Origin of the sequence: Pelomicrobium sp. G1, from assembly GCF_051905455.1 — a bacterium.
Lineage (GTDB): Bacteria > Pseudomonadota > Gammaproteobacteria > Burkholderiales > UBA6910 > Pelomicrobium.
On the sequence record NZ_JBQACR010000020.1, the window covers coordinates 1 to 26,872 of the forward strand.

Annotated in this window: 25 protein-coding genes, 1 pseudogene and 1 riboswitch; of the genes and pseudogenes, 9 read left to right on the plus strand and 17 right to left on the minus strand. The window is 63.9% G+C overall.

Annotated features, from left to right (window positions below; genetic code table 11):
* Positions 1-123: formate--tetrahydrofolate ligase (locus tag ACTFO6_RS16125; protein ID WP_439932770.1), on the plus strand; the 123-nt coding region annotated here is incomplete at its 5' end.
* Between the two features lie 294 nt (positions 124-417).
* On the opposite strand, the gene ACTFO6_RS16130 is transcribed toward ACTFO6_RS16125, so the two are convergent.
* Positions 418-1,116: a Crp/Fnr family transcriptional regulator gene (locus ACTFO6_RS16130; RefSeq protein ID WP_439935466.1), complete on the minus strand. Its 699-nt coding sequence runs from the start codon at positions 1,114-1,116 to the stop codon at positions 418-420.
* A gap of 175 nt (positions 1,117-1,291) precedes the next feature.
* Here ACTFO6_RS16130 and ACTFO6_RS16135 point away from each other — a divergent pair, with 175 nt between their 5' ends.
* The 8 genes and pseudogenes from ACTFO6_RS16135 to ACTFO6_RS16170 all read left to right on the plus strand — a co-directional run bounded on the left by ACTFO6_RS16135 (position 1,292) and on the right by ACTFO6_RS16170 (position 9,044).
* Positions 1,292-2,182 (plus strand): 3-methyl-2-oxobutanoate hydroxymethyltransferase, encoded by an 891-nt coding sequence (locus tag ACTFO6_RS16135; protein ID WP_439935467.1) that lies wholly within the window; start codon positions 1,292-1,294, stop codon positions 2,180-2,182.
* 53 nt (positions 2,183-2,235) lie between these two features.
* The gene (locus ACTFO6_RS16140; RefSeq protein ID WP_439935468.1) at positions 2,236-3,423 is read left to right on the plus strand and encodes an ABC transporter substrate-binding protein; all 1,188 of its coding nucleotides are present in this window, start codon (positions 2,236-2,238) and stop codon (positions 3,421-3,423) included.
* Between the two features lie 100 nt (positions 3,424-3,523).
* Positions 3,524-4,462 carry an ABC transporter permease gene (locus tag ACTFO6_RS16145; protein WP_439935469.1) on the plus strand — a complete coding sequence of 313 codons (939 nt, stop codon included), beginning with the start codon at positions 3,524-3,526 and terminating at the stop codon, positions 4,460-4,462.
* Positions 4,459-5,262, plus strand: coding sequence for an ABC transporter permease (locus tag ACTFO6_RS16150; protein WP_439935470.1), 804 nt, complete (start codon positions 4,459-4,461; stop codon positions 5,260-5,262). Before ACTFO6_RS16145 ends, ACTFO6_RS16150 begins: the two co-directional genes overlap by 4 nt.
* Before the next feature lie 61 nt (positions 5,263-5,323).
* A pseudogene (locus tag ACTFO6_RS16155) lies at positions 5,324-5,683 on the plus strand (cyclic nucleotide-binding domain-containing protein); the annotation flags it as partial.
* Between the two features lie 84 nt (positions 5,684-5,767).
* Complete coding sequence (locus tag ACTFO6_RS16160) at positions 5,768-6,592, plus strand: ABC transporter ATP-binding protein (RefSeq protein WP_439935506.1); 825 nt, start codon at positions 5,768-5,770, stop codon at positions 6,590-6,592.
* A gap of 60 nt (positions 6,593-6,652) precedes the next feature.
* Positions 6,653-7,465 carry an ABC transporter ATP-binding protein gene (locus ACTFO6_RS16165; RefSeq protein ID WP_439935471.1) on the plus strand — a complete coding sequence of 271 codons (813 nt, stop codon included), beginning with the start codon at positions 6,653-6,655 and terminating at the stop codon, positions 7,463-7,465.
* Positions 7,458-9,044: a methylenetetrahydrofolate reductase C-terminal domain-containing protein gene (locus ACTFO6_RS16170; RefSeq protein ID WP_439935472.1), complete on the plus strand. Its 1,587-nt coding sequence runs from the start codon at positions 7,458-7,460 to the stop codon at positions 9,042-9,044. Before ACTFO6_RS16165 ends, ACTFO6_RS16170 begins: the two co-directional genes overlap by 8 nt.
* Before the next feature lie 137 nt (positions 9,045-9,181).
* Here ACTFO6_RS16170 and ACTFO6_RS16175 read toward each other — a convergent pair whose 3' ends face one another.
* The 16 genes from ACTFO6_RS16175 to metK all read right to left on the minus strand — a co-directional run bounded on the left by ACTFO6_RS16175 (position 9,182) and on the right by metK (position 26,846).
* Positions 9,182-10,285: an aminomethyltransferase family protein gene (locus ACTFO6_RS16175; protein ID WP_439935473.1), complete on the minus strand. Its 1,104-nt coding sequence runs from the start codon at positions 10,283-10,285 to the stop codon at positions 9,182-9,184.
* Between the two features lie 99 nt (positions 10,286-10,384).
* Positions 10,385-11,140 carry a sulfite exporter TauE/SafE family protein gene (locus ACTFO6_RS16180; RefSeq protein WP_439935474.1) on the minus strand — a complete coding sequence of 252 codons (756 nt, stop codon included), beginning with the start codon at positions 11,138-11,140 and terminating at the stop codon, positions 10,385-10,387.
* The gene (aprA, locus tag ACTFO6_RS16185) at positions 11,137-12,978 is read right to left on the minus strand and encodes an adenylyl-sulfate reductase subunit alpha (RefSeq protein ID WP_439935475.1); all 1,842 of its coding nucleotides are present in this window, start codon (positions 12,976-12,978) and stop codon (positions 11,137-11,139) included. Before aprA ends, ACTFO6_RS16180 begins: the two co-directional genes overlap by 4 nt.
* 4 nt (positions 12,979-12,982) lie before the next feature.
* Positions 12,983-13,432, minus strand: coding sequence for an adenylyl-sulfate reductase subunit beta (aprB, locus tag ACTFO6_RS16190; RefSeq protein WP_439935476.1), 450 nt, complete (start codon positions 13,430-13,432; stop codon positions 12,983-12,985).
* Between the two features lie 4 nt (positions 13,433-13,436).
* Positions 13,437-14,192, minus strand: a complete 756-nt coding sequence (locus ACTFO6_RS16195) for an adenylyl-sulfate reductase (RefSeq protein ID WP_439935477.1) — start codon at positions 14,190-14,192, stop codon at positions 13,437-13,439.
* A gap of 378 nt (positions 14,193-14,570) precedes the next feature.
* Positions 14,571-15,047: a Crp/Fnr family transcriptional regulator gene (locus ACTFO6_RS16200; RefSeq protein WP_439935478.1), complete on the minus strand. Its 477-nt coding sequence runs from the start codon at positions 15,045-15,047 to the stop codon at positions 14,571-14,573.
* A complete protein-coding gene (gene panB / locus ACTFO6_RS16205; RefSeq protein ID WP_439935479.1) occupies positions 15,032-15,913 on the minus strand; it encodes a 3-methyl-2-oxobutanoate hydroxymethyltransferase in 882 nt (293 codons plus the stop codon). Before panB ends, ACTFO6_RS16200 begins: the two co-directional genes overlap by 16 nt.
* 186 nt (positions 15,914-16,099) lie before the next feature.
* Positions 16,100-17,536: a sigma-54-dependent transcriptional regulator gene (locus tag ACTFO6_RS16210; protein WP_439935480.1), complete on the minus strand. Its 1,437-nt coding sequence runs from the start codon at positions 17,534-17,536 to the stop codon at positions 16,100-16,102.
* Positions 17,533-18,567, minus strand: coding sequence for a sensor histidine kinase (locus ACTFO6_RS16215; RefSeq protein WP_439935481.1), 1,035 nt, complete (start codon positions 18,565-18,567; stop codon positions 17,533-17,535). The genes ACTFO6_RS16210 and ACTFO6_RS16215 overlap by 4 nt, the downstream gene beginning before the upstream one ends.
* Before the next feature lie 70 nt (positions 18,568-18,637).
* Positions 18,638-19,789, minus strand: a complete 1,152-nt coding sequence (locus ACTFO6_RS16220; RefSeq protein WP_439935507.1) for an MFS transporter — start codon at positions 19,787-19,789, stop codon at positions 18,638-18,640.
* 287 nt (positions 19,790-20,076) lie between these two features.
* A complete protein-coding gene (locus ACTFO6_RS16225; RefSeq protein ID WP_439935482.1) occupies positions 20,077-20,475 on the minus strand; it encodes a 4a-hydroxytetrahydrobiopterin dehydratase in 399 nt (132 codons plus the stop codon).
* Positions 20,476-20,496: 21 nt separating this feature from the next.
* Positions 20,497-21,105, minus strand: a complete 609-nt coding sequence (locus tag ACTFO6_RS16230; protein ID WP_439935483.1) for a c-type cytochrome — start codon at positions 21,103-21,105, stop codon at positions 20,497-20,499.
* On the minus strand, positions 21,092-22,423 hold the full coding sequence (gene soxC / locus ACTFO6_RS16235) for a sulfite dehydrogenase (protein ID WP_439935484.1): 1,332 nt from the start codon (positions 22,421-22,423) through the stop codon (positions 21,092-21,094). The genes ACTFO6_RS16230 and soxC overlap by 14 nt, the downstream gene beginning before the upstream one ends.
* A 649-nt stretch (positions 22,424-23,072) precedes the next feature.
* Positions 23,073-24,044 carry a hypothetical protein gene (locus ACTFO6_RS16240; protein ID WP_439935485.1) on the minus strand — a complete coding sequence of 324 codons (972 nt, stop codon included), beginning with the start codon at positions 24,042-24,044 and terminating at the stop codon, positions 23,073-23,075.
* Positions 24,045-24,046: 2 nt separating this feature from the next.
* Positions 24,047-25,462, minus strand: coding sequence for an adenosylhomocysteinase (gene ahcY / locus ACTFO6_RS16245; protein ID WP_439935486.1), 1,416 nt, complete (start codon positions 25,460-25,462; stop codon positions 24,047-24,049).
* Positions 25,463-25,504: 42 nt separating this feature from the next.
* Positions 25,505-25,625, minus strand: a riboswitch (S-adenosyl-L-homocysteine riboswitch).
* A 39-nt stretch (positions 25,626-25,664) separates the two neighbouring features.
* A complete protein-coding gene (gene metK / locus ACTFO6_RS16250) occupies positions 25,665-26,846 on the minus strand; it encodes a methionine adenosyltransferase (protein WP_439935487.1) in 1,182 nt (393 codons plus the stop codon).
* Between the last annotated feature and the right edge of the window lie 26 nt (positions 26,847-26,872).

Genomic DNA, 26,872 nt, shown 5'->3' on the forward strand with positions numbered 1-26,872 from the left:
GCGGGGGCGGAGTTCGTGGTCATGATCTGCGGCGACATCATGACCATGCCGGGGCTGCCCAAGGTGCCCTCGGCCGAAAAAATCGACCTGGACGAAAACGGCAAGGTGGTGGGATTGTTCTAGCAAATCTGGATTGACATAGCTGCGAATATCATCGACGGAGTGGTGATCGCGAGCGGTACTTGGAGGCGATGAAGGAAAGGGCGTCTTGGATCACTCCGGTGCCGGGGGCGTGGGGCCGATGACGGCGACCATGCTGCTCGGTAACATCATCGCCGCCGCCGAGCGCGCCTGAGCATGACTTGTTCGGGGGTTCCATCAGGGTGGAGCCCGGGCTGCCGTCTGATAATCAGTCGGCGAGGCTTGGCGGCAGGCGCTTCATCGGATCATGGAAGGGCCGCCGCGCCACGCATCCGGTCACAACGTACCGTCATCCAACAAGCGCTGGATTTCCTCAGGGCTTGCGATCGTTATCCTTCTGCCGTCGACACTGACCCAGCCCCTCCGTTGAAACACCTGCAGGCTTTCATTCACTCTCTGGCGAGAAGCGCCAATCATGTTTGCGAGCTCCTGGTGGGTGATTTTGACCCTGAGCTCGATTCCCTTCTCGCACGGATAACCCCAATTCTGCGCCAGGCGCAGCAGCAGTCGCGCCAGGCGCACATTTGTCTTTAAGGACACCTTGTCTGTCATCGCGTCGCAGGCGAGGCGTAGTCGCGCGCCCATCAGTCGAATGACGTTTATTGCGAGCTGCGGATGCGCCTTTAGTACCTGCTCGAACGCTTTGCGTGGAATCGTGAAAACCGTCGATCGTTCTACGGCCTGGCCATACACCGATTGCTCGAAAGATCCCGTGATTCCCCCCGCCCCGAAAAGATCTCCCGGAACGCAGAACCAGAAAATGGTCACGGCGCCTTGAGGCGAGAGCTGGTAAATCTTGACCACCCCGCTTTCCAGGAGAAATACGCGGGTTGCTGGATCGTCAGCTCGGAACACATGCTGGCCCTTGCGATATTCGTGCCGCTCGGCGCATTGGAAAAACGCCTGGCGGGCCTGCGAATCGGCTTCGTCGAACAGGTTGACTTTCTTCCAGTACCACGGCGCAACGTTAGCCATTCGTCGTTCCCGGGCGGGCTCCAGGTAAATCGGCAATCCTCACGCCTATCTTAGCATAAATATGTCGCGTTGGAGACATATTAAATCCATCAAATGTCACGCTAGTGACAGAAAGGCAACCTGCTGCGGGATAAAAATGACTCGAACCGTAAGGCGTCTTGACCAGGAGTAAACCATGTCGGAGAACATTCGAAAAAAAGTCACCTTGAACTATCTGCGCCAGAAAAAGGCACGTCGAGAGCCGATCACGGCGATCGGAGTTTACGACGCACCGATGGCGGCCATCGCCGACCGGGTCGGCTTCGATCTGCTCATCATCGGCAACGCGGGCCCGATGTCGCTGTTCGCACATAAGGACCCAACGACGGTCAAATTCGAAGAGCAGCTCTTCATGACCCAGGCAGTCAGCCGAGTTGCACGCTATGGCTTTATCGTCGCTCACATGCCCTACCTCACCTATCATGCGTCCAAGGAACAAGCAATCACCAACGCCGGGCGCCTGATCGCCGAGGGCGGCGCGGACGCGGTGAAATGCGAAGGCAACCGCTATACCGCCGAATACATCGCGGAAATCGTGCGGGCCGGGATCCCGGTCATGGGGCACATCGGCATGATGGCCTCTCGCCGTACCGAGCAAAGCGGCTTCGGCATCAAAGGCAAGACGGCTCAAGAAGCGCGGGAGATCGCCGAGACCGCGCGGGCCTTTGTCGATGCCGGCGTGTTCGGCTTCATCGTGGAGCAGGTGCCCACCGAGGTCGCGGCGTACCTTACCCGCACCTTGCCGGTGCCCGTGATTACGTTGGGGGGTGGCCGGGTGAATGACGGCGTTTATCACATCAGCGGCGACGTGGTGGGCTACAGCGCGTTTCCCATACCGAAAAATCGCGGCGGCTTCGTCAATGTGGGTCCCATGATCGAAGAAGGCCTGCGCCGCTACCGGGACGAGACTGTTGCCGGCGCCTACCCGCTGGAGGAGGACAGCTTCCACATGACGCCCGAGGAGCACGAGAAGTTTCTCAAGATGGAAGGAGCTGCGAAATCTGGATCCGCGCAGGCGGTCTGGTAAGCGGCCTACCCGAAGCGGAGAGCGATACGTTTCGATAAGGAGGAGGATCTGTCATGCATGCACACCGCCGCACATCGCGTTCCTTCAGGCGCCTGGCGTTGGCGTTCACGGCTGCGGCGGCGATCGCTTCGGCCCCTGCGGTTGCCGCCGGGTATAACGACGCAGACTACAGGAGTATCGCGGCCAAGGCCAAGCAGCTAGACGGACCGCCGGTAGAGATCAGCAGCAACTACTGGCTGGCATGGACCGGAGCTTGGGACACGGTGATCATGAAGGAGGCCAGGCTATGGGAAAAATGGCTTCCCAAGGGCAGCAAAGTGAACTGGAAGCGCAATCTTCAGGGCCCCCCGGTGATCACCGACCTGATTGCAAATAAGCAGCAGATCGGCTACATCGGCGACAACCCGTCGATCGTCGCCACGACCAAGCGTGCCCTGGCGCCCATCAACATCGTGGCCGTGAACGAGATCTCCAACGGTCGTATGTGCGGCATGCTGCTAGTGCGCTCTGATGCACCCAAGTTCGGTGGCTACAAGGAGGCCATCAAGTGGCTCGACGGCAAAGTGGTGGGAGTGCCGAAGGGGAGCTGCGCCGATAGGCTCGGTCAGTACATGCTCAAGAAAGAAGGCATCAAGGTCACCTGGCAGCAGATGCAAGCAGAAGTGATCGTCACCAGCCTGCAGGCCAAGAAGATCGACGCCGCCGCATTGTACGAGCCTCACCTGTCGAAGGCGGTGTTCGACGGCCACGCCCGGTTCGCGGTTTCCCCTGCGGCGTACGGAGAGGGCGACGCCAACACGGTGGTCATGCGTAAGGACTTCATCGAGAAAAACCGCGATGTTGCCATCGCTTGGCTGAAGGCCAACATCGAAGCGCTCTATTTTCTGCGCGATCGCCCGATCGAGACCATCAACTACGTCAAGAAGGAGCTGCCCGAGTACACCAAGGAAAACCTCTGGTATGCCATCTACGGAAGGCCGCCCGCAGAGACAGGGGCGGACGACATAGCCCTGAAAGGGGTCATGACATTCACCCCGGAAGTGCGCGAGCTTCTGAAACGAGGCTATGCCTTTCTGCGCGAGATCCAGGTCGTCCATGAGCCGGATCTGCACCCGGAAGCGCTGCAGGACGATTTGGTGGTTCAGGCGTTCAAGGAGTTGGGGCTCGATCCAAGCAAGGGATTGTTCGAAATCAAGGCAGGAACCAAGAATCCCTTCAAAGGCGATGAGCTGATCAAGTAGACGATCAGCCTATGAGAAAGGCCGCAGCATTCTGCCAGGCGCATGACGTGCTCCGAGAGGAGTTGCAATTTAAAACGGACGGACTATGGCACGAATCCCAGTGATTAAAGCGCTGACGACACCTGTTCCTGGCGCGGGGCTTCGGATAGCGGAAGCTGGCCTGCTTGACGACTATGACAGAAGATTGACGCAGTCGAGCGATTGGCCTGTGGCGGCAGGGGATGTCGCAAGCCGTGCGACCAGGTTTCTCAAGGGCCATAAATTCCTGTACGGGATTCTCGGGTTTGCGGGCTTCTTTTCGATTTGGTATGTCCTGACCAAGTTCTTCTCGCTGCCCCGCTTCGAATTCATTCCGGACCCTTTGTTCCTGTTCAGGGAATGGGTGAGCTTGGAGCCGAAATACGGCGTCTCGCTGTTTACGCCGGTTTATTACGAGCACATCGCGGTCAGCACGCTTCGGGTGTATACGGCGTTTGCGATTGCCATCCTGGTGGGAACGCCCCTCGGCATCCTGCTCGGCTGGAGCCGGCTCATGCGCAACCTGATCTTCCCGGTGGTCGAGATGTTGCGCCCGATTCCGCCCCTCGCTTGGGTTCCGTTGGCTGTGCTGATGCTCTATGGGACGGAGATGCCGGTCATCTTCGTCACCATGCTGTCGGCATTTTTCGCGACGGTGCTGAATACCTACCTGGGGGTGCGCTCGATTCATGAATCGTATTTTCGCGCCGCCGCTTGTCTCGGCTACAACCGCTGGCAGGTACTAATCCGGGTCGTGGTCCCGGGCGCTTTGCCGTTCATTTTTACCGGGCTTCAGATCGCGATGGGCGTGGCCTGGTTCTCCCTGGTCGGGGGAGAACTGATCGCCGGACGCTCCGGCCTCGGATACATGATCTTCGACGGATACGTCCAGGTCGCGTTACCGAACATCTTTATCGGAATGATCACCCTGGGTGTGCTGGGTTATGTCTCGAGCGCCATCATCCGCAAAGTCGGAGAGTGGCTAATGGCGTGGCAGAGCAAGGAGCGAGGTGTGGCGTGAATACGGCGACGAAGGCATTGCGTCCCTCTTGGCAGACACGACTGGTCACCCGTATCAAGAATCCCGTGATCTGGCAGGGCGTCCTGGGCATCCTGTCGTTCTTCCTGATTTGGCAGCTCGCGCGCATGGTGGGGTTGATGGCGGTCATGCCGACGCCGGTCGAGGTGGTCAAAGGGATCCCTGAGCAGATGGCACAGGAAGGCTACTGGATGAGCTGGGTGAGCAGCGGATGCCGGGTATTTCTGGGTTTCTTCATCGCCGCTGGATTGGCGCTCGCATTGGGGCTCGCGATGGGGCTGCAGCGAAAATTCCGGTACATGTCATTTCCCATTCTTGAGATCTTCAGGCCGATTCCGCCGCTGGCGTGGCTGCCGCTGTCGATCTTGTTCTGGCCGTCAGCGGAGATGACCATGGTGTTCCTCACCTTCATGGGGGCTTTTTTCCCCATTTTCATCAACGTGCTCTCCGGCATCGACAACATCGACGTGCGCTACATCCAGGCGGCCAGGTCGTTAGGTTCGAGCCCGAGGGCGCTGTTCTGGAAGATTCTGGTGCCTGGCGCCCTACCCTCCGTATTTACGGGGCTCACCATCGCCATCGGGATTACTTGGGAAGTGGTGATCGCCGCGGAGATGGCTTCCGGCAACAACGGCCTAGGCTACTTGACATGGAAAGCTTACATGGGCCAGTCACTCGTGGGGATCGTCATCGGCATGTTGAGCATCGGCGTCGCTGGCATGATCTCCAGCGGGATCATGAGCTGGATAGGGAAGATTGCCATGCCTTGGCGCCGCGCTTGAGGGACGGACGCTGCACTGGTCCGGAACCTGCGATTCAAGGAACGCGCATCGAGGGGTCGTCATGCTTACCACCGAGGAAAAACTCAAGCTGCTGCGCCTGAGCTCATTCCTGAGAAAGGCGCCTCTAGAGGTTCTCAAGGAGGCTGCGGAAGTCGCCGTTGAGCAGTCCTTTGAGAAAGGTCAATTCATCTTCGCTAAAAACGATCCAGCAACAGATTTTTACATCTTGGTGGATGGAAAGGTGGGACATCCCGAGGTCCAGGCCGCCGAGGAACAATTCTCCGTGGCGCGCGAAGTGAGCGCTCCGGGACAGTTGTTCGGCTTTGCTGCCCTGGTTCAGGGGATGCCCAGGCGCGTGATTTCGGCGCGGTGCGAGCGGGCGAGCAAGGTGCTCGCTCTGAACGGACGGTGGTTCCAGGACAAATGCCGGGAATACGGCGGAAGGGAAGGCCACGAGCTGCTGCAGGAGCTGGCGCGGGCGTTTGCGGGACACGAGCGGGCGGTGATGAACCGCTCGGGATGGGTTTCCATTCGCAACGCTGGCAAGATCTATGATCCTCTCGGCCGCGCCGTGGTGGCGGTCGATGACTGCTCGATCGAGATCCGTCCTGGGGAGTTCTGTGCCATCGTCGGGCCGTCTGGCTGTGGAAAGTCGACGCTGCTCAACGCCATCGCGGGCTTTGACACGCTGACCGACGGCGTGATCTACCTGGACGGCGAATGCGTCAACCGGCCAGGCGCCAGGCCGAAACCAGGGCCGGACCGCATCGTCGTGTTCCAGAACGGCGCGCTGTTCCCCTGGGCCACGATTCGGGAAAACCTCATTCGGGGCCCGGTAGTGCAAAAGCGCATGAGCGAGGAGGCGGCGGTCGTGAGGGCGCGAGAGCTGCTCGCTCGGGTAGGGCTTACCGATATCGAAGAACTCTATCCAGGTTCGATTTCGTCGGGGATGTGCCGGCGCGTGGAGATCATTCGTGCGCTCCTGAACGACCCCCGGGTCATTCTGCTGGACGAACCGTTCCGCGGTCTGGATGCCCTCACCAAGACGGTGACGCACAACGCCCTGCTCGAGCTCTACGACCTCTCGCACAAGACGGTCCTGTTCATCACTCACGACTTGGAGGAGGCGATTTATCTCGCCGACCGGGTATTGGTGATGACGACGCGGCCAGGGCGGATCAAGCAGACCATCCTGGTCGACCTGCCCCGGCCCCGCAGCACGAAGATTCTCGCTGCACCGGAGTTTATGCGGCTCAAGGACGAGGCCATCGAGGCGGTGCACGAAGAGGCGGTGAAGGCTTTCGCCGCGGGAGAGCGGGAGCTCGCATAGGAGAATGCAATGAGGAGCTTAACGGCGATCTCCACGGTAGGGCACACGCGGATTGCGAACGTGGGAAAGGTTTACGCGCGAGGGGACCGACCTGAGGTCGTCTTGCGCAAGTGTTCTTTCGATATCGACCCAGGGAAACTGACGGTGCTGATCGGACCATCCGGCTGCGGTAAAAGCACGCTGGTCAAGCTGATCGCAGGATATGAGAAACCAAGTCTCGGCGAGATCACCATCGATGGGGACCGCGTGGAGCGCCCCGGGCCAGACCGAATCGTCGTGTTCCAGGAGACGGCGTTGTTTCCCTGGATGTCGCTGCTCGACAATGTAGCCTATGGCCCCATTCAGAAGGGCATCCCAGCCGACAGCGCGAGAGAAGAGGCGATCCGATTGCTCGCAAAGGTGGGGCTCAAGGGCTTCGAAGATCGGTTTCCCGAAGAGCTCTCGGGCGGAATGCAGCGCCGTGCGGAGGTGGCGCGGGCCCTGATCAACAAACCGAGGCTCATGCTGCTGGACGAGCCGTTCCGCGGCCTCGATCACATGACGCGTGGGCTGATGCAAGAGTACTTCCTGGGGCTCTTCGAAGAAAACCATATGACTACCTTGTTCGTAACCTCCGAGGTGGAAGAGGCGATCTTCCTTGCGGACCGCCTGGTGATCCTGAGCTACAAGCCGACTGCAGTGAAGGCGGTCATCGATGTTCCGCTGCCGCGGCCACGCGAGTTTCACATGCTCACGTCGGACATCTATGCAGACCTGAAGGACCAGGCTCTCGGACTCCTGTACGAAGAGGCTCTCAAGGGTTTTGTCAAGGGCACTGCCGCGGCCAAAGAAATGGAGCGCCTCGTCGCGATGGCGAAAGGGATGAATGAGTAGCGTTGCGCCTTTGGCAATCCACGTCGGGCACGCAATACAGCCGGGTGCGAATGCGCTGAGCGAATCTTTGCGCGACGGTCGCTTTTTCTGGACGATCGAGTTCATCCCCTCCGTGGACAAAGTGCTCCGAGACGAGCTTCACAAGCTCGGCGGCATCGCGGAGATCATGAAGGACGAATCGGGTCTCGCGGGCTTCTCGGTAACCGACCGGGTCGTGTCCGACCGCGATCCTGACCCTATCGCGGCCGCTTCTCATTTGCTCGACCATAGCGGAAAGCAGCCGCTGGTGCACTTTTCTGGCAAGGGGCGGGAGCTCGATCAATTTCAAGACTTCCTCCAGCGCATGGAGGACAACGGCCTCGAGAACATATTGATTCTCACCGGCGACCGCCTGAAGGAAGAGCCGATGGACCGGCGGCCCCGTTACTTGGAATCAGTGCCGGCGATCTACGAAGCGCGCCGTGCATATCCGAACCTGCTGATTGCTGCAGCCCTGAATCCATTCAAGTATCGCGAAGAGGACGCCATGGCCCAGTATTTGAAGCTTGGAAAAAAAGTCGGCGCTGGCGCGAACTTCATCATCACCCAGATCGGGTTTGACATGCTCAAATACGAGGAGGCGCTTTTCTGGGTGGAGGCGCGCGGTTACCGTATTCCTCTCGTGGCGAACGTGATGCCGCTTTCTGCGGCGCGAGCGCGCTACATGCGCCAACACCAGCTTCCGGGCGTCACCGTGACAGATTCGATGCTTTCGCTGCTGGAGGCGGAAGAGCGTCTGATGTCGGACAAGGGCGCTTCGCGCGTATTGCGCCGCCTGGCCCTGCAAATTCTGGGCGTGCGCTTTTACGGGTATGCAGGTGTGCAGATCACAGGTATCCACTCGATCGAGAAGCTCAGAGCGCTGCAAGCGGAGCTGCGCGAGCTCTCGGACCTATGCACCGACCGCGTTACATGGAGCAAAGCGTGGAACGAGGCCCTTGCGCTGCCGGAGGGCGGACAGGCAGACCCCGCCCCCGCTCACGAGCCCTGGTACCTCGCCAGGCCGCGAGTGAGGCGCACCCGAACAAGGGAGCGAGTCAAGTACTCCCTTATGGATCGGGTTCACAGTTTCATGTTCGATAGGGGCCTCGCAGCCCGCGCCATGGCGCCCTTGCTGCGGCCGATCAGGCGACACGGGTTGGGGGACGCGCTACTAGAGCGGGTGGAGCGGGCGATCAAGGGGCCGCTCTTCGGGTGCGAGACGTGCGGGATGTGCCGCCTGGCCGCGACCCAGTATGTTTGTCCAGAAACGTGTCCCAAAGGGCTCGCGAACGGGCCGTGCGGGGGTACCAGCGAGAACCTTTGCGAGTTTCGGGATCGGGAATGCATCCACAGTATTAAATACCGCATCGCGAGGGACGTCGGGGTTCTTCATGAGCTCGAGACATGGATCATCCCCGCCGTTCCAGCGGCGAACCGGCATACGTCGTCATGGCCGCCTCACTTTCGCGGCGAGGGGCCGCAGATCACGCTGGTCCCCCATCCGAAAGTCGGGTTTCGTCAAGGGGCTGGTGGCAACAAATGCAAGGGAACCGGATAAGGCGGATCGAGGAGGCTATTAAGCTTCGGACTCATGGTCTTAGGGCTGATGCCAGTTCCTGCACAGCGGCGCGACGGAGCCCGCAGGTCATCCCTGACCCGTTCAGAGCGAAGCGCCAGTGCTCGATTATGGTCCATTCAGCCGTCAACCGGTGCTCGCGGCACCCGCTTCAACGGATCGTAGAAAGGCAGCCGCGCCACGCGCCCGGTCAGTCCGGGTCCCAGGCGCACCCGGGTGCCCGGGTAGCGGTCCTCCGGGTGCACGAACCCCATGGCGAGCGTCCGCCGAAACAGGGCTGAGCGGACCGCGCTGGTGAGCACGGCGAGGCCGGGCGCGGGCGGCCCTAGGGGCGGGTCGAGAGCCAGCACCTCCTCCTGGAAACGCGGCTCGGGCAAAAGCCCTGTCAGTCTTTTCCCCTCCGGGCGACGGGCGAGGGCGGCCGCGCCCAAGTAGCGCTTACGGGCCGAGAGCAACCGGCCGAGGCCCAGCTCCTGGGGAGTCGCGGGATCCGCCAGCTCACGGGAAAAGAGGATGAACCCGCCCTCCACCCGCAGAGCGTCCGCCGCAGCGAACCCGCATTCCGCGAGGCCGGCGCTCCGGCCCGCATCGACCAGCCCTTCCCACAGCGCCTTCGTGGCTGCTCTATCGACAAAAATTTCGTAGCCCAGCTCCCCGGTGTAGCCGATGCGGGCCACCCGGCACGGCTCCCCGAACAAGCGAGTTTCGAGGAAAGCGAAATAACCCGGCAAGGCGCCGGCGCCGCAGCGCCGGAGCAGGGCGGCGCTAGCGGGTCCCTGGAGGGCGATGACGGCGTCCCGGCCGGAGCGGTCCTGGATCTGGACGTCAAAATCCGCGGCCACCCGTCCCACATGGTCGATGTCCGAGCGCCGCCCGGTCACGATCCAATAATGCGCCTCCCCGATGCGCCAGACGGTGGCGTCGATGAAAACGCTTCCGTCCTCTCGCAGGAGCAGGGTGTAGGCGAGCCGCCCGGGGGCAAGCCCCTCCAGATCCCGGGTTTGTAGGCGCTGGAGAAACGACAGGGCCTCCGGTCCGCGCGCTTCGAAGCAGCCCATGAAGGAGAAATCGTAGAGGCCCGCGCTCGTGCGGGTGGCGCGTTGCTCGGCGAGGGGATCGCCGAAATGGCGGGGAACGAAGAGCCTGGGACCGAAGGGGTCCAGGGGGATGCCGCGGGCGCGAAAGGTGGCGGTGAGGGGAGGCTCCAGAAGACTCGCCTGCATGATCGATCACAAAGGCTTCTTCGGCCACCAATGAACGCGAACGCCCACGAATGAGAAAACGACCAGTTTTAATCGCGAGAATTCGTGCCCGTCCGCGGCTTACACGACGCTCAAGGCCCGCGCCAGGAGTCCCGCCCCCACCACGACGCACAGCACGGCGACGAAGCGGCGCACGAGCTGGACGTTGACGGCGTGGACGATCTTCACCCCGACCGCCACGCCCACGATCTCCATCACCGTGACCGGGACGGCTACCTGGAAATTGATCGTGCCGTATTGCAGGTTGCCCAGGGTTCCCGAGGCGGCCGCCAGGATCTGGATCACCTGGGATACGCCGATGGTGGGCAGCGCCGGGAAGCCGAACAGGACCATGAGGGGCACGGAGAGGGCCGGGCCGCCCACGCCGGTGAGGCCGGAGCCGAAGCCGGAGACCGCGCCGATCGCGAGGAGGAGCGCTTTCTGTCCCGACGGATGGTCGTCCAGCGCTGGGTTGGGCGCCCCGTGCCAGGAAGCGAGGGTATAGACGCCGGCGAAGATGATGATCCCGGCGAGGATGGCGCCGAGGGCGGGGGCCTGGAGCCGGGAGTTGGCCCAGGCGCCGAAGAAGGCGAACACGGCGGCGCCGGCGCACACCGGCACGGCCAGGCGCCAGTCGATGCTGCCTCGGCGCTGGAACAGCCAGGTGCCGAGGAGCCCGGTGAAGAGGAAGGTGAAGAGAGCGGTCGCCATCGCCTCGTGGATGACCAGCCCGGCCAAGGCGGTGAGGGCGGGGATCAGCAGGATTCCCCCGATGCCTACCGCGCCGATCAGGGCGCCCACCAGGAAGGCGACGACCAGCAAAAGGAGCAGGGTCACTTCTGCTCAACGATGTGGTGCACGGGCAGCTTGCTCATGTGCCATTCGCCCGTGTCGGCATCGTATTGGGAGGCGGTGAAAACGTGCCACTCGGCGTCGTTCAGCTTCGGGTAATCGGCGCGATAGTAGTAGCCCGGCCAGCGGGTTTCCTGCCGGAACAGCGTGTGCCGGGCCACCGCTTCCGCCGTCAGGACCCGGTGGTGGAGCTCCCAGGCCCGCTGGAGCTGGTGCAGGTCCTCGGCGCCGAGATGTTCGAGGTCCTCCTTGAGCATGGTGAGCAGCTCCAGGCCCCGATTGAGCAGCGGTTCGTTGGTCACGTAAAAGGTGCTGTAGCCGCCCACGTACTCGTCCATGAGCTTCTCCAGCCGCTGCAGGCCGTGAAGGGGCAGCAAATAGCCCGGAGCGACGGTGCCGGCGACGATCTCGTTCCTTCCCACCCGGTAGTTTTCCAGCGGCTTGAAGACGGTCTGCTCGAGCTTGTTCACCCGGGTTTCGTCCAGCCGGGGCTCGTCGCCTTTCCGGTCCAGGACGTAGCGGACTGCCGCCTTGCCGGCCAGCCTTCCCTCGGTGAAAGAGCCGGAAGAAAACTTGTGGGCGGAACCGCCGATCGTGTCCCCCGCCCCGAAGAGCCCCTGCACCGTGGTCATGCGGTTGTATCCCCACTGGTAATCCGCAGGCGCCACGTCCTCCGGCCCGCTCGCCCAGGCGCCGGAGCAGGTGGCGTGGGAGCCCATGACATAGGGCTCGGAGGTGATCAGCTCGGAGGGCCTCTCCTTGGGATCGATGTTCTGGGACGCCCAGACCACCGCCTGGCCGATGGTCATGTCGAGGAAATCCTCCCAGCCGATCTCCTCTTTTTCCTTGGTGTCGAGGACGTGCTGGGTCTGCATGTAGATCGGGCCCCGGCCGGCCTTCATCTCCTCGATCATGGCGTGGTTGCGCAGGCAGGTGGGAAACGGATGGCTCTTGGTGTATTTTTCCCCCACCATCTCGTTGAGCTGGTCCAGGTACTTCGCCTCGTAGCTTTCGCCGTAGGCGTTGGTGGCCTGGGACTTGAGCAGCAGGAACCAGGCACCGACCGGGCCATAGCCGTCCTTGAAGCGGGCAAGCACGATGCGGTTTTCCATTTGAATCATCTTCGCGCCCGTCGGTATCAGGAGACCGTAGGCCGACGCGCTGCTCCACGGCGCGTACCAGGTCCGGCCGGTGCCTTCGCCGATCGCTCTGGGCCGGTAAATGTGGGAGGCGCCGCCGGCGGCGACGATCACCGCCTTCGCCCGGAAGACGTAGAAGTCGCCGCTGCGCACGCTGAAGCCGACGGCGCCGGCGATGCGATTGGGGTCGCTCCTGTCCGTCAACAAGTGGGTGACCATGATGCGGTTGTATACCTCGCTCGCGGCTTTTCTGGCGGCCTCGGCGATGATGGGCTTATAGCTCTCGCCGTGGATCATGATCTGCCACTTGCCTTCCCTCAGGTACCGGCCGGTCTGGGGGTTCTTCATGATCGGCAGGCCCCACTCTTCGAACTTGTGCACCGTGGAATCCACGTGGCGGGCGATGTCATAGACCAGGTCCTCGCGCACCAAGCCCATGAGGTCCCCGCGGGCGTAACGCACGAAGTCTTCAGGCTGGTTCTCGTTCCAGCGCATGCCCATGTAGCAATTGATCGCCGAGAGCCCGTGGGCGACGGCGCCGCTCCTTTCGATGTTCGCCTTTTCCACCAGGACGATCTTCAGGTCCCGGCCCCAGTAGCGGGATTCGTAAGCGGCCCCGCAGCCGCCGAAGCCGCCGCCAATGATGAGGATGTCCGAGTCAACGAACCGGGTTCTTCTGGCCATGGCGTCACCCCTTTTCCGGCCGCGGCAGCACGGGCAGCGCTTCTACCTTGAGCGCCTCGGGCTCGTGGGCCAGCATCGGCGAGGCGAGCGCCCTGGCGTCGGGCCGCTCGTATTCCGACGGCGGCTTGATGGAGCCCCAGGGGGTGGTCCGGATGGGGAAGGTGAACTCCTTCACCCGCCCGTCGCGGTAGCGGATCTTCCAGTAGACGCGGTTGCTCTGCCGGTCGCGGAGCACCCGGACCTTGTGGCCGAGGGGTGCGAAGTCGGAATAGCCCCGCACGTCGATCGCGTGCTGCGGGCAGGCCTTCACGCACGAATAGCACTCCCAGCAGAAGTTGGGCTCGATGTTGTAGGACCGGCGGTAGACCGGATCGATGTGCATGATGTCCGACGGACAGATGTCCACGCACTCGCCGCAGCCGTCGCAGCGCGTCATGTCCACGTAGGTCGGCATGGCTTCAGTTCCTGCAGTGGAGGCCGCCGGCGGGCGTCGGCAGGTCGGAGGCGCCGCTCGCCTCCTCGATTCTGCGCTGGTACGCCACCGCGGGCTTGTAGAACATGTGGGCGAACTTGGACCAGGGAACGGAAACGAAGAGCAGGGTTGTGAAGAAGATGTAGAGACCGAAGAACAGCAGGGTGGCCGCCGGGCTCTGGAGCGTCGTCTGCACAAAATGCCAAACCAGGGCGAGCGCGGCGCTCGCCACAAGGGAACCCACGAAAAGATCAGCGCGCACCAGGCGGAAGGGCGGATGGCCCTCGTAGGCCACGTTCACTCTGAGGAAGAAGAAAAACCACAGACCGCCGGCGAGGATCATCAGGGCGCCCAGGTTCCACAGGATCGGCAGGACGGCCGGCGTGTGGGCGGCGCCGGCATAGCCGAAGACCATCACCAGGGTCGTGATCACGTACAGCAGGAAGCCGTACATCATCAAAAGATGAGACAGGCGCCTCAGCCATTTGCAGAACTCGCCGGAGACCGCCCCCTCCGCGAAGGTCCTGATCGCTATCGAAAACCTCTCGGCTCCGCTGAGCTGTCTCGGGGCTGCGGTCTTCGATCTTTCCCTCCGCAGCGCGAAGTACTTGCCGCTGCCCTTGTGGTAGATGTCAAACAGCGTTCCAGCGGCAACGGCGATTGCCATCAGGGTGACGTACACCTGCATGGCGAAGGGAGGCACAAGCTCCGTCACCGCGGCGAATGGATTGCTGGTGAACATGAAAACCTCCCAAACATGTCGGCTGATTGCTCGTTAAGGTTTGCTGCAGATTCCGGCGTAGGCAAAACACCTGCACCGGGAACGGCCCTGCTTTCCCTGCGCTCGATGCCCTATCTTCTCGGCGGAAACCCTGCCGCCTTCTCCTTATCCGGCGCTTTCAACTATCGCTGGTCGAGCCCTCGGCGGACGGCTCTCAGGCTCCTTCCGTCCACACCCCCTTTCGTCTGCGAGCTTGATCTCTCGTCGGCCGGCTCATCTGACCGAACCCCTCCGAGGTCCAAACTTCTTAACGCAGAAGATATCCGGAAGCAATAGAAAAATCTTTCATAGTTATAAATTTTTCTTTTTGCCTGCCGGGCTATGCGGTTTATGCCTATATCATCCGGAGGCGAACGAAGTGAGCTCTCCGGTGATGAGGAAGTTGAGCTGCTTCATCACGTGGTAGCCCATGCTGTGGTCCCGGTCCATGGCTTTCAGGAATTCGTTGCCGTTGATCGCCAGCACCCTGCAAGCGGTGAGGCAGTAAGCGGTGGCGATGCGCCGCTGGGCTCGTTCTACTACCGCCGCCCAGCCGAAGATCTCGCCGCTGCGGATGAGCTCCCCCGCGGTGGCTTGGCGTCCGCCGCGGCCGATGGTGAAGCGCACCAGCCCCTCCACCAGCACGTAGAAGTCCACCGCCTGGTCGCCCAGGTTGTAGATTTCGGCGCCCTGGGGGTATTCCTCCACCCGGAACAGGGGGGCGAGCGCCGCCAACTGATCCGTGGTGAGATCGGCGAAAAAGGCGCTGGAGGCGAGGAAGGCGGCCACGCCCTGGGACAGGACGTCCGGGGTGCCGGGGGCTACTTCTTTTTCCATCCCACCATCTCTTGGAAGCGTTTGAGCTCCTCCTCCTTCATGAACACCGTGTGCTCGGGGCCCGGGTAGTCCCGGTTGCGCACGTCCTTGATGTAGTCCTTGTAGACTTGCTCGATGATGGGGATCAGGTCCACGTAGACCTTAGAGTGGCGCGGGGTGTGCTTCTCGTACAGGTGGAAGAGGTCCGAGCCGATGATGTGCACCCCGTCCGCCCGGTTGCCCGCCCCCAGACTGATGATGGGAATCGGCAGGGTCTCGGCCAGATACTGGCACACCTCGGAGGTGGTCACCTCGCACAGGATGGAGAAGCAGCCGGCGTCGTAGAAGGCCATGGCGTCGTCGATCAGCTCCTTGGCCCGGTCGGCGGTCTTGCCCTGGGCGGCGAAGCCCCCGAGCTGGGGGATGCGCATGGGAGTGATGCCGATGTGGCCCTGCACCGGGATGCCGGCCTTGACGATCGCCTCCACGTACTTGGCGTGGTGCTGGTTGCCCTCGCATTTCATCACTTCGGCGCCCCCCTGGGAGACGTACTTGGCGGCGTTGTCCACCGCCTGCTGGGTGGAGAGGTGGAAGCTCATGTAGGGCATGTCCACCATGCGTAGCCCGTACTGGGAGCCGCGCTTGACCGCCTGGGCCATGAACATCACCTCCTCGAAGGAGACCGAGGTGGTGTCCTCGTGGCCGAACAGCACCATGCCGCCCGTGTCCGACACGCACAGGATGTCCACCCCCACCCGATCCGCGATGATGGCGTTCGCATAATCGTAGACGGCCAATTGCACGATCGGCTCCCCGCGCTTCTTTTTCTCCATGAGCATGGGGATGGTGACTTTCTTGCGCTTTTGCTCGGTCGCTGCTCCTGCCACGGCTCGCTCCTCCGATGAGTGGACGGTTGGGAATGTATCGGCTTCTAGCAAGCCATGTGCCAAACCGAAGTATCGATTGGGGACAGGGACTTAACCCTTCGCCCGGGCTTCGGGGCTCCCCGCTTCCGCGGGGGCCGGGTTTCCGATCGAAACATCGCGTGCGGATGGAAACACGCTTCCACCGGTTCAGGCGGACCGTTTTAGGCCTCCTCTTCCCGTGCCCTCCCTTCGAGGATCGCCGTTTCGGTACAGTCCCCAGCGCCGGCGCCGCACCCACAGGGCCTTGCGGCCCACCCCCAGCATGGCGGCCAGCTCCATCTCGCTGTGGGTGTCCTGGTAGCGCCGCACCACCTCCTTCATGTACTCCTCCACGGGCAAGGGGCGGTCGAGGAACTCGCCGGCCGTCCCCGCGCCGGGGGCCGTCGCCGCCCCCTTGGCGGGGGGGTCCTGGAGGGAGAGGACGCTGCCCTCGGTCAATATGACACTGCGCTCGATCAGGTTTTCCAGCTCGCGCACGTTGCCCGGCCAGGGATAGCTGTAGAGGAAATCCCGCATGGCCGGGCTCATGCCGGTGATGCGCTTACCCAGCCGCCGGCTGTGCTCCTCGATGAAGTGCTGGGCTAGGATTTCCACGTCCCGGCCCCGCTCCCGCAGGGGAGGCACGTGGATGGTGATCACGTTGAGCCGGTAATACAGGTCGGCGCGAAACAGGCCTTGCTCCATGGCCTGCTTCAGGTCCCGGTTGCTCGCGGCGAGGAAGCGGGCGTCGGTGGCGTAGGTGTGCTTCGACCCCAGCGGCCGCACCTGCCGCTCCTGCAACACCCGCAGGAGCTTCACCTGCAGGTTGAGCGCCAGTTCCGAGATTTCGTCCAGGAACAGGGTTCCGCCGCTCGCCTCCCGGATCAGCCCGTCGGCTGCCGCCACCGCCCCGGTGTAGGCCCCCTTGGCGTGACCGAACAGTTCCGACTCCAGGAGGTCGGCGGGAATCGCGCCGCAGTTGATGGGAACGAAAGGACCCTCGGCACGGGGGCTCGCGTAGTGGATCGCCTGGGCGACCAGCTCCTTACCCGTGCCGCTCTCGCCCTCGATCAGCACGTTGGCGTCGGAGGCGGCCACCCGCCGGATCATGTCCAGCACCCGCAAGATGCCCTCGCTTTCCCCGATGATGCGGCGGCTCGAGTAGACGCGTTTCAAGCTCCGCTTGAGCATCGCGTTCTCTTTGCGCATCCGCTGCTCATCCAGGGCCCGTTCCACCGAGTACAGGAAGTCGTCGTTGTTGAACGGCTTGATGATGTAGTCGGTGGCGCCAGTGCGCAGCGCCTCGATGGCGCTCTCGATGGAAGAGTAGCTGGTCATCAGGATCACCGGCGTGTCCTGGCTCGCTTCGCGCAACGCCCGGATCACGTCGATGCCGCTCCGGTCCGGCAGGCGCAGGTCGCTCACCACCAAGTCGAAGGCCTCGTTCTGAGCCCGTTCCAGGCCCGCCGCGGCGGTGGTGACGAACACGCTCTCGTAGCCGGCGATGCGCAGCATGCACTGGATGCACTCGCCGACGCCCAGGTCGTCGTCGATCACCAGGATGCGCTCGTCGCGGGCGCGGATTTTCAGGTTGGAATGGTTCATTCCGGTCGCCTCCACAGGGGCAGCTCGATGTAGAACCGGGCGCCCTTGCCATAGGTGCTCTCGGCCCGCATGCGGCCGCCGTGCTCGTGGACGATCTCGTTGCTGATGGTAAGCCCGAGCCCGGTGCCTTCCCCCCGCGCCTTGGTGCTGAAGAAGGGGTCGAAGAGCTTCGGGAGGTGCTCGGGACGGATGCCGGGCCCGTCGTCCTGGATCATGATCTCCACCTGCTCATTCCCCAACCGCCGGGTGGTGATGAGGATGCGCCCGCGCCCTTCCATGGCCTGCACGGCGTTGGCCAAGACGTTGAAGAACACCTGCAGCAGCTCTCGCGCGTTTGCACGCACTAGCGCCGCCGGGTCCTTGTGGTGCTCGACGGCCACCTCCCGGTACGTGCGCTCGTGGCGCACCAGGGCGAGCGCCTCCTCCAGGACGGAATCCACCGCCACGGGGCGCCGGGGCTCGGTGGCGGCCCGGGAAAAGCCGGAAAGCTGGCGCGAGATCTCCAGGATGCGGCGCACGTTGGCCGAGATGCTGGCGAGGCCCTGTTCCAGCACTTCGGGATCGCGCCGGCCGCTGGACTCGAGGATCTGGAGCATGGAGTGGATCGCCGCCAGGGGGTTGCTGATCTCGTGACACACCCCGGCCAGCATGAAGCCGAGGGAGGCGAGCCGCACGGTCTGGGCGTGCTCGGTCTCCAGCTCGGCAAGGCGCGTCTCGTCGGTGACGATCAGCACCGCGCCGCTGGCGATGGGGCGCAGCCACACCCGCTCCACCGTCTCCTTGCCTTGCGCCTGGCGGGTGACCAGCGCCTCCTGGGCTTCTTCCATGCCGCCGCGCAGGGCCGCGGCGTAGTCGGGAAGCGCCTCCTGCAGCAGGGGGGGCGCCTGGGGATCGAGGCGCAGGCCCCGCCGCTGCATTTCGGCGTTGGCGCACACGATCCGACCTTCCTCGTCCAGGAGCACGGCCGGCCAGGGCAGGGCGTGCAGCACCGGGAACAGGGCGTGGTGGAAAATGGGCTCGGTCTTTGGCATCCGGCGCTCCTGGGAAGCGGGGGCCTTGCCGCTTCGGTGCTCGTCCGAAGTCTTCGGCCGGGACATCTGCCTATGCCTCCGCCGGGGCCCGCGCCCGCTCAATGCGCCGCTCGTCGATGGGCCAGCACAGGCCCGCCGCCACCAGGCTCAGCCCGATCGCGAACAGCCACACCGCCTGGTACGAGCCGGTGAGATCGAAAATGTAGCCCCCGTACCAGGCGCCCAGGAAGCTGCCTACCTGATGACCTAGGAAAGCGATGCCGAATAAAGTGGACAGGAAATTGACGCCGAAGATCTGGGCCACCAGCCCGTTGGTGAGGGGCACGGTGCCGAGCCAGGTGAAACCCATCACGGCGGCGAAAACGTAGACCGACAGGGCCGTGACGGGCACCAGCAGGAAAACGCCGATGGTCGCCGCCCGGACCAGGTAGATCGTGGCGAGAAGGTTTTTCTTGCTGCGGCGGTTGCCCAGCACGCCGAAGGCGTAGGACCCCAGGATGTTGAGCGCCCCCACGAGGGCCAGGGCCGTCATGCCCGTCGCCGCCGTCATGCCCCGGTCCAGGAGATAAGCCGGAAGGTGCAGCATGATGAAGAGGGTCTGAAAGCCGCACACCAGGAAAGACAGGGTGAGGTACCAGAATCCCCGGTGGCCGCGGGCTTCCGCCAGCGCCTGGGAGAAGTTCAATGCGCCGCCGGCGCCGAATCCCGCCGGGCGCCCGGCCAGGGCGGCGGCCAGGGGCACGATCAGGGCCGAGGAGAGGGCCATGACCGCGAGCGCCCACTGCCAGCCCAGGCTTTCGATCAGAAACTGGCCGTAGGGGAGCATCACGAACTGGCCGAAGGAACCCCCCGCCCCCACGATCCCCAGGGCGGCGGAGCGGGACCGGTCGTCGAAGGCGCGGCCCACCACCCCCATCACCACGCCGAAGCTCGTGCCCGAAAGACCCAGGCCCACCAGGAGGCCCGCGGTCAACGCGAATTCCGCGCCGCTGGTGGCCAAGGCCATGAGAGCAAGGCCCCCCGCGTAACAGGCGCCGCCGACCGCGAGCACCCGGCCTGCGCCGTAGCGGTCGGCAATGGCGCCGGCGAAGGGCTGGGCCAGGCCCCACACCAGGTTCTGCAAGGCGATGGCAAAGGCGAAGGTCTCCCGCCCCCAACCGAGATCCAGGGTCATGGGTGGCAGGTACAGGCCGAAGGACTGGCGTATGCCCAGCGCCAGCATGAGGATCAGGCTCCCGCAGAGCAAAATCCCCCGCGGGTCGTACCCCGGTCGCTGCGCCACCCTTTCATCCTCCTCGGGCCGTCGGGTCCGCTTCCTCGGCGTCGCGCCGGGCGCGCGACCGAGACGGGCTTTTTTTGGATGCAATCGCTTACATTATACACACGCTCCCTCCGCCGGGGCACCGCGAGCAAAAAGAGGCCGGGAACGCGTTCCCGGCCGAAGCCTCACGACAGGGAGGAGGAAGCCGTTACCTCATCAATATTTTCGAGGGTGCGGGAAAGTCCTCTTCACGCCGCCGGATCCAGCCGGTCGTAGTCGATGTACTTGAATCGGGGCTCGTGATTGGGCGTGCCGCGCAGCGCACCGCACTCTCGGGCGGGCTCCCAGTGCACCACCTCTTCGATCTTTCTCGCCAGGGCGAAATCCTTTTCGGTGAGGCCCCCCGCCTTGTGGGTCGACAGCCGCACCGTCACCGTCCCGTAGGCGAGGCACACTTCCGGATGGTGCCAAGCCGCCTCAGCCAAGTGGCCGATGGCGTTTACCACCATCAGGCCTGCCTTCCAGCCGCTCGCCCGATAGCGGCGGCAGATGTGACCGTCCTCCACGTACCAGAACGGCAATTCCGTGGCTAGCCGGACCCGGGCCTCGTCCTCCGTATAAACCTTTTGCGTCGCCTGAGTCTGCATTGGTCGCCCGTCCCCCGGTCTCTAGCTGCGGATCGGCTTGCAGTCCCGCATGCAGCGCTCGTTTTTCACGTCCGGCCGATCATCCAGAATAAAGCCGTTACGGTTAGGCATCTGGATCGTGGGCATGGTCTGGGCGTTCATGACGAAGTTTTCCGGGATCAGGCCGTTTAAGTAAAGAATGTAGGCCGAAACCGCGTAGACCTCGTCACTGGTGAGCGACTGCGGCCGATCCATGGGCATTGCCCGGCGAATGTAGTCGAAAAGGATCGGCGCGTAGGGGTACATGCTCCCGGGCGTGAGCACCCGCTGGTTGGTGGTGAAGGAGTTGATGCCCCCTACCATCGTGCCGTACTGAGGCCCGCCCTTGGCATCCGCGCCATGACACGCCGCGCACTTCGCCTCGTAGACCTGCTTGCCCTGGGCCACCGTGCCGCTGCCGGGGGGCAGCCCCTTGCCGTCCGGGGTGCGGATGTCGATATCCCATGACGCGATCTCCGCCAGGCTGATGGGCTTGCCATATGCCACCGCCGGCTTGGCCGCGCTCATGGATGCCTTCATATGTTCCACGGTGGCGCAGCTCGCCGCCGCCAACGCGGCCGCCATCGCCAGAACCAGGTTACGCGACCGCATTTTTCACCTCCCCTGCGCTGTTAATGGCCCACGGAAAGATCCCGTTGTGGTGCTGCACGAAGCCGGTCAACGCCCGGACTTTGCCGATCTGCTCCACCGTCGGTTGCACGTAGCCGGTGGAGTCCACCGCCCGGCTGGCGATAACGGCGGGCGAGCCGTCCCACTTCCAGCGGAAGCGGAAGCGGGTGAGGCACTTGTCGAAGACGGGCTCCTCCAGTTGGGCTTCCTGCCAGTTCCGGCCGCCATCGACGGTGACGTCTACCGCCGTGATCTTTCCGCGCCCGGACCAGGCGAAGCCCAGGATCTCGTACAGGCCGGGCCCTTTTAGCTTCATCCCGCCCGAAGGATTAGTGATGACGGATTTGCATTCCATCACGAAGCTGAACTGGCGCCACTTGCCGCCGGGCATCGGGTCGGTGTAGCGGGCCGTTTCGCTGCGGAAATGCCACGGCTGATCGCCCACCTTGATGCGGCGCAGCCACTTGACCGACACGTTGCCCTCCCAGCCCGGGATGAAGAGGCGCAGGGGATAGCCCTGCTCGGGGCGCAGCATCTCGCCCCCTTGGCCGTAGACCAGGAGGCAGTCGTCCAGCACTTTTTCTATGGGAATGCTGCGGGTGTGGGCCGAGCCGTCGGCGCCCTCGAACGCTACCCACTTGGCCCCGGGCAGGAGCCCCGCTTCGTCCAGGAGCCAGGACACGGGGATGCCGGTCCACTGGGTACAGGAGAGCAGCCCATGGCTCTGCTGGACCGTGGGGGAGGCGGCCTTGGTCCAGTCGGTGAGCGTGTTGCCCGAGCACTCCAGGAAATAGAACTTGGACACCGAGGGGTAGCGGGTGATGTCCTCCATGGTGAAGACCAGGGGCTGCTTCACCATGCCGTGGATCACCAGGCGGTGGGTGGCCGGATCGATGTCGGGCGTTCCCGCGTGGTGGCGCTCGAAGTTGAGGCCGTTGGGGGTGATGATCCCGGTCTGATGCTGCAGCGGCGTCATGCTCCAGTCGGAGAAGTTCTGCCGGTTCTTGAACACGGAGCTGCGCTCGCGGAATACGTGAGCCTCGTATTTCGAGGGCATCCCGTACATCTGCTGGGGGATGGGCCGCCCCATGGACTGGTTGCTCGGGGGGACGGGAAGGGCGGCGGCCCGGGCGATGCCCGTGCCGGCGACCATCGCGCCGCCGGTCGCCAGAGCGCCCCCGGCGAAGGCCAGGCTTCCCCGAATGAAGTCCCGCCGGCTGGGGGACCGGGGGACGATATCTCGTTCAGAGACCGCGCCCGGAGCGCGAGGGTCGGAAACGACGCCAGAGCGTTTCGGCATGGACTGTCCTCCTCTAGGTGGCCACTCGCTGTCCTGCCCCGCAGGACAACCTGTTGTCTTTGCAGCTTTTTTTGGCGGCACGGCCGAAACGGCGGGCAGGCGCTCCCCGTTTCGGCCCGAAACCCCGTCCAGCAACCCAGCATTTCGCATGCCATGTTCCCCGAATCGATGGCATGTGCTTGTTGCCCAAGGAAAAGCTTTTCTCGCACGGCGGGAAAAGGCCGGGTAGGGGAGGGCGGAGTTCCTTAAGGAAACGTGGGAGAAGTAGGGTGTGTTGCCGATGGAAACGGACGCCCCACGGCGAACGCCCTATCGGGCGGCCGCGCGGGCGTGCCTGACGGCGGGAGTGGCCGTCAGCGGGATCCGTTGGGGCGGGAAACGCCTTCCGCCCAGGGGCAGTCGTGGCACCTATCCCGGCCGGGGCAACGCCCTTGCCGGCGCATGAGGCAGGCGCCCCTTTCGTGGCCCAGCCGCACCGCCAAAGTCGCCCAGTCGAAAGCCGGGAACAAGGGGGTGGCCCAGCCGAGAAGCTTCGAAACGCGGCTCCCCATGGAAACATCCCTCCTGCGTTCTGTCAGAGAGCAAGTTATTCCTTTTTCCGCGTCGACGATTTGATCTTGATCAAAGTACTTCCGGATGAGTCAACGGCTCACGCGGTCGAAGTGCGCCTCGGGCGGTGCTTCTCCAGCACCTCGGCCAGGGCGTGGAACAGGTCGATGGAGGCGTCGATCTCGTCCTTGTTGATGGATACGCTCTCCACGTTGATCCCGATGGGCAGGTGGGCGTAGGACTCGTGGGAGAGGATCTCCCGCAGGTTGTCCCGGCAGATCTCGATGGATTTGGCGAGGGGCTGGGAGGCCGTGAGGATGGCCCGTTCAGTTTCCTCCGGCACCGCGATCCCGAGCCATTTGATGAAGTTCATGGTCTTTTCCCGGCCGCAGGGCGTGAAAGTCAGGATCACGCGCCGGGGCTCGGTCCCGGATTCCCGGCATTCCCGGGCGTAGTCGGCAAGCATGCGCACTGTGGGCTCGGCGTGATAGACCGCCTGGGAGATGAAGAAGCGGCAGCCGCTTCGCGCCTTGGCCAGCATGCGCTGGCTTTCGCTGGCCAGTCCCCCGTGCCGCTCGGCGTGGCGCTCGGCGATGGCGACGCAGCCGAGGGTGAGGTCCGCGGGATGCGCCGTGGCCAGCTCGATGGCCCGCAGCAGCGAGATGGCGTCGCCGGCGGCACTTCGGGAGGTGGCGCGGCCCACGACGGACAAGTAGGATACGCGATGGACGCGGGCGGTCTCGTCCAGCCAGGCCCGCCATTCGGGCTCGCTCATCTGGCCGATGCACTTGTAGGTGACCACGGGCAGCCCCGTGAGCGAGGAGAGCCGGTTGGAATAGATGCGCGAATCGATGGTGCGCTGGAACGGAAACGGCCGCGGCACCGGCGTGCGTCCGCTCTCGTCCTGGATGTCGTAGACCACCAAGCCGTCCAGGGGCAGGCCCTTGATCCGTTCGTGCAGCCGGGACGCGGCGGTGCGCACCACCTCCTCGGGTGAGTCTTCCCGGGGAGGCGTCGTTCCGTAGAGAAAGACGCGCTCGCGGGGGTCGAGGAGCTTCAGGCAAAGGTCCATGCTCAGTAGCGGTAATGGTCGGGTTTGTAGGGGCCCTCCTTTGGCACGCCGATGTAGCGGGCCTGCTCATCGGTCAGCTCGGTGAGCTGGGCGTCCAGCTTCTTGAGCTGCAGCCGGGCCACCTTCTCGTCGAGCCGCTTGGGCAGCATATAGACGCCCACCGGGTAGCGGTGGGTGTTGGTGTAGAGCTCGATCTGGGCCAGCACCTGGTTGGCGAAGGAGGAGCTCATCACGTAGGAGGGATGGCCGGTGGCGCAGCCCAGGTTCACCAGCCGCCCCTCGGCCAGCAGGATGATGCGCTTGCCGTCGGGGAAAATCACGTGGTCCACCTGGGGCTTGATGTTCTCCCACGGATACTGGCGCAGGCTGGCCACGTCGATCTCGTTGTCGAAGTGGCCGATGTTGGCGACGATCGCGTTGTGCTTCATGCGCCGCATGTGTTCGTGGGTGATCACGTTCACGTTGCCGGTGGCGGTGACGAAGATGTCGGCCTTGTCCGCCGCGTAGTCCATCGTCACCACGCGGTAGCCTTCCATCGCCGCCTGAAGCGCGCAGATGGGATCGATCTCGGTCACCCACACCTGGGCTTGCAGGCCCCGCAGCGCCTGGGCGCTGCCCTTGCCCACCTCGCCGAAGCCGCACACCACCGCCACCTTGCCCGCGATCATCACGTCGGTGGCCCGCTTCAAGCCGTCCACCAGCGATTCGCGGCAGCCGTAGACGTTGTCGAACTTGCTCTTGGTCACCGAGTCGTTGACGTTGATGGCCGGAAACAGCAGCCGCCCCTCCTTCTGCATCTGGTATAGCCGGTGCACGCCCGTGGTGGTCTCTTCGGTCACCCCCTTGATGTTGCGGGCGAGGGTGGCGTACCAGCCGGGCTTGGCCGCCAAGCGCTTCTTGATGGCGCTATAGAGGGCCCGCTCTTCCTCGCTCTTGGGATCGGCGAGTACCGACGGGTCCTTTTCCGCCGCCACCCCCAGGTGCACCAGCAGGGTCGCGTCGCCCCCGTCGTCCAGGATCATGTTGGGAGTGCCCCCGTCCCCCCACTCGAAGATGCGATGGGTGAATTCCCAATACTCGTCCAGGCTCTCCCCCTTGTAGGCGAACACCGGCGTGCCGCCGGCGGCGATGGCCGCGGCGGCGTGATCCTGGGTGGAGAAGATGTTGCAGGAGGCCCAGCGCACTTCCGCCCCCAGGGCCTTGAGGGTCTCGATCAGCACCGCCGTCTGGACGGTCATGTGCAGTGACCCGGCGATGCGGGCGCCGCGCAGGGGCTGCTGCCCCGCGTATTCCTCCCGGATCGCCATGAGGGCGGGCATCTCGCTCTCGGCGATGGCGATCTCCTTACGCCCCCAGTCGGCAAGCTTGAGGTCGGCCACTTGGAAGTCGGTGAAGTCGGAATGGGGAACCGCGCTCATGGGTTTCTCTCCGCAGAAAAAGAAAAGCGCTCGCACCTCATCGAGATGCGAGCGCCGTTGATTTCCCTGAGCCTGGCCCGACCACCAAAAGGACAACACCCCTCACCAATACACGATGCCGCGGCGTCCTTTGGGTGGTCGGGTCGCAGCGCTCCTCAGTGGATGCAAGTATAGCGCAACGTCGGCGCCGGACGGAACCCGCTCAGGCCACGGCGGGCGCTTTGATCCCCGCGTCGGCCCGCAGGGCTTCCGCCTTGTCGGTCGCCTCCCAGGTGAATTCCGGCTCGTCCCGGCCGAAATGGCCGTAAGTCGCGGTGCGGGTGTAGATCGGCCGCAGCAGGTCCAGGGTCTGGATGATGGCCCGGGGCCGCAGATCGAAATGCCGCTCGATCAACTGCACGATCCGCTCGTCGGAGATGCGGCCGGTGCCGAAGGTGTTCACCATGAGGGACACGGGTTTCGCCACCCCGATGGCGTAGGCTATCTGGACCTCGCACTTGCTGGCGAGCCCCGCCGCCACGAGGTTCTTGGCCACGTAGCGCATGGCGTAGGCGCCCGAGCGGTCCACCTTGGACGGGTCCTTGCCGGAGAAGGCGCCTCCCCCGTGGCGGGCATAACCGCCGTAGGTATCCACGATGATCTTGCGACCCGTGAGGCCGCAGTCGCCCATGGGGCCACCCACCACGAAGCGGCCGGTTGGATTCACCAGGTAGCGGGTGTCGGCGTTGATCAGTTCCTTGGGCAGCACGGGCTTGACGATCTCCTCCACCACCGCCTCGGTGATGGCGGCGTGGGAGATGTCGGGGGCATGCTGGGTGGAGATCACCACCGTCTCGATGTGCACTGGGCGCCCGTTCACGTAGCGCACGGAGACCTGGGACTTGGCGTCGGGCCGCAGCCACGGCAGGCGCCCGTCCTTGCGCAGCTCCGCCTGGCGCTGCATGAGCCGGTGGGCGTAGAAAATGGGCACCGGCATCAACTGGGGCGTCTCGTCGCAGGCGAAGCCGAACATGAGGCCCTGGTCCCCGGCGCCCTGGTCCAGCTCCTGGTCCTTGTCCCGGTCCACCCCCCGGGCGATGTCGGGCGACTGCCGGTTGAAGGCGGTGAGCACCGCGCAGGTTTGGTAGTCGAAACCGATCTCCGAGCTGTCATAGCCGATGCGCTTGACCACGCCGCGGGCGATCTGGTTGTAGTCCACCACCGCCCGGGTGGTGATCTCACCGGACATGACCACCAGGCCGGTGGCCGTCATGGTCTCGCACGCTACCCGGGCGTTCGGGTCCTGCGCTAAGATAGCGTCCAGCACAGCGTCGGAGATCTGGTCGGCCATCTTGTCGGGATGGCCTTCCGACACGGATTCGGAAGTAAAAAGAAATTCGTTCATCGTTCTCTGCGGCAAGGGTTCTAGCC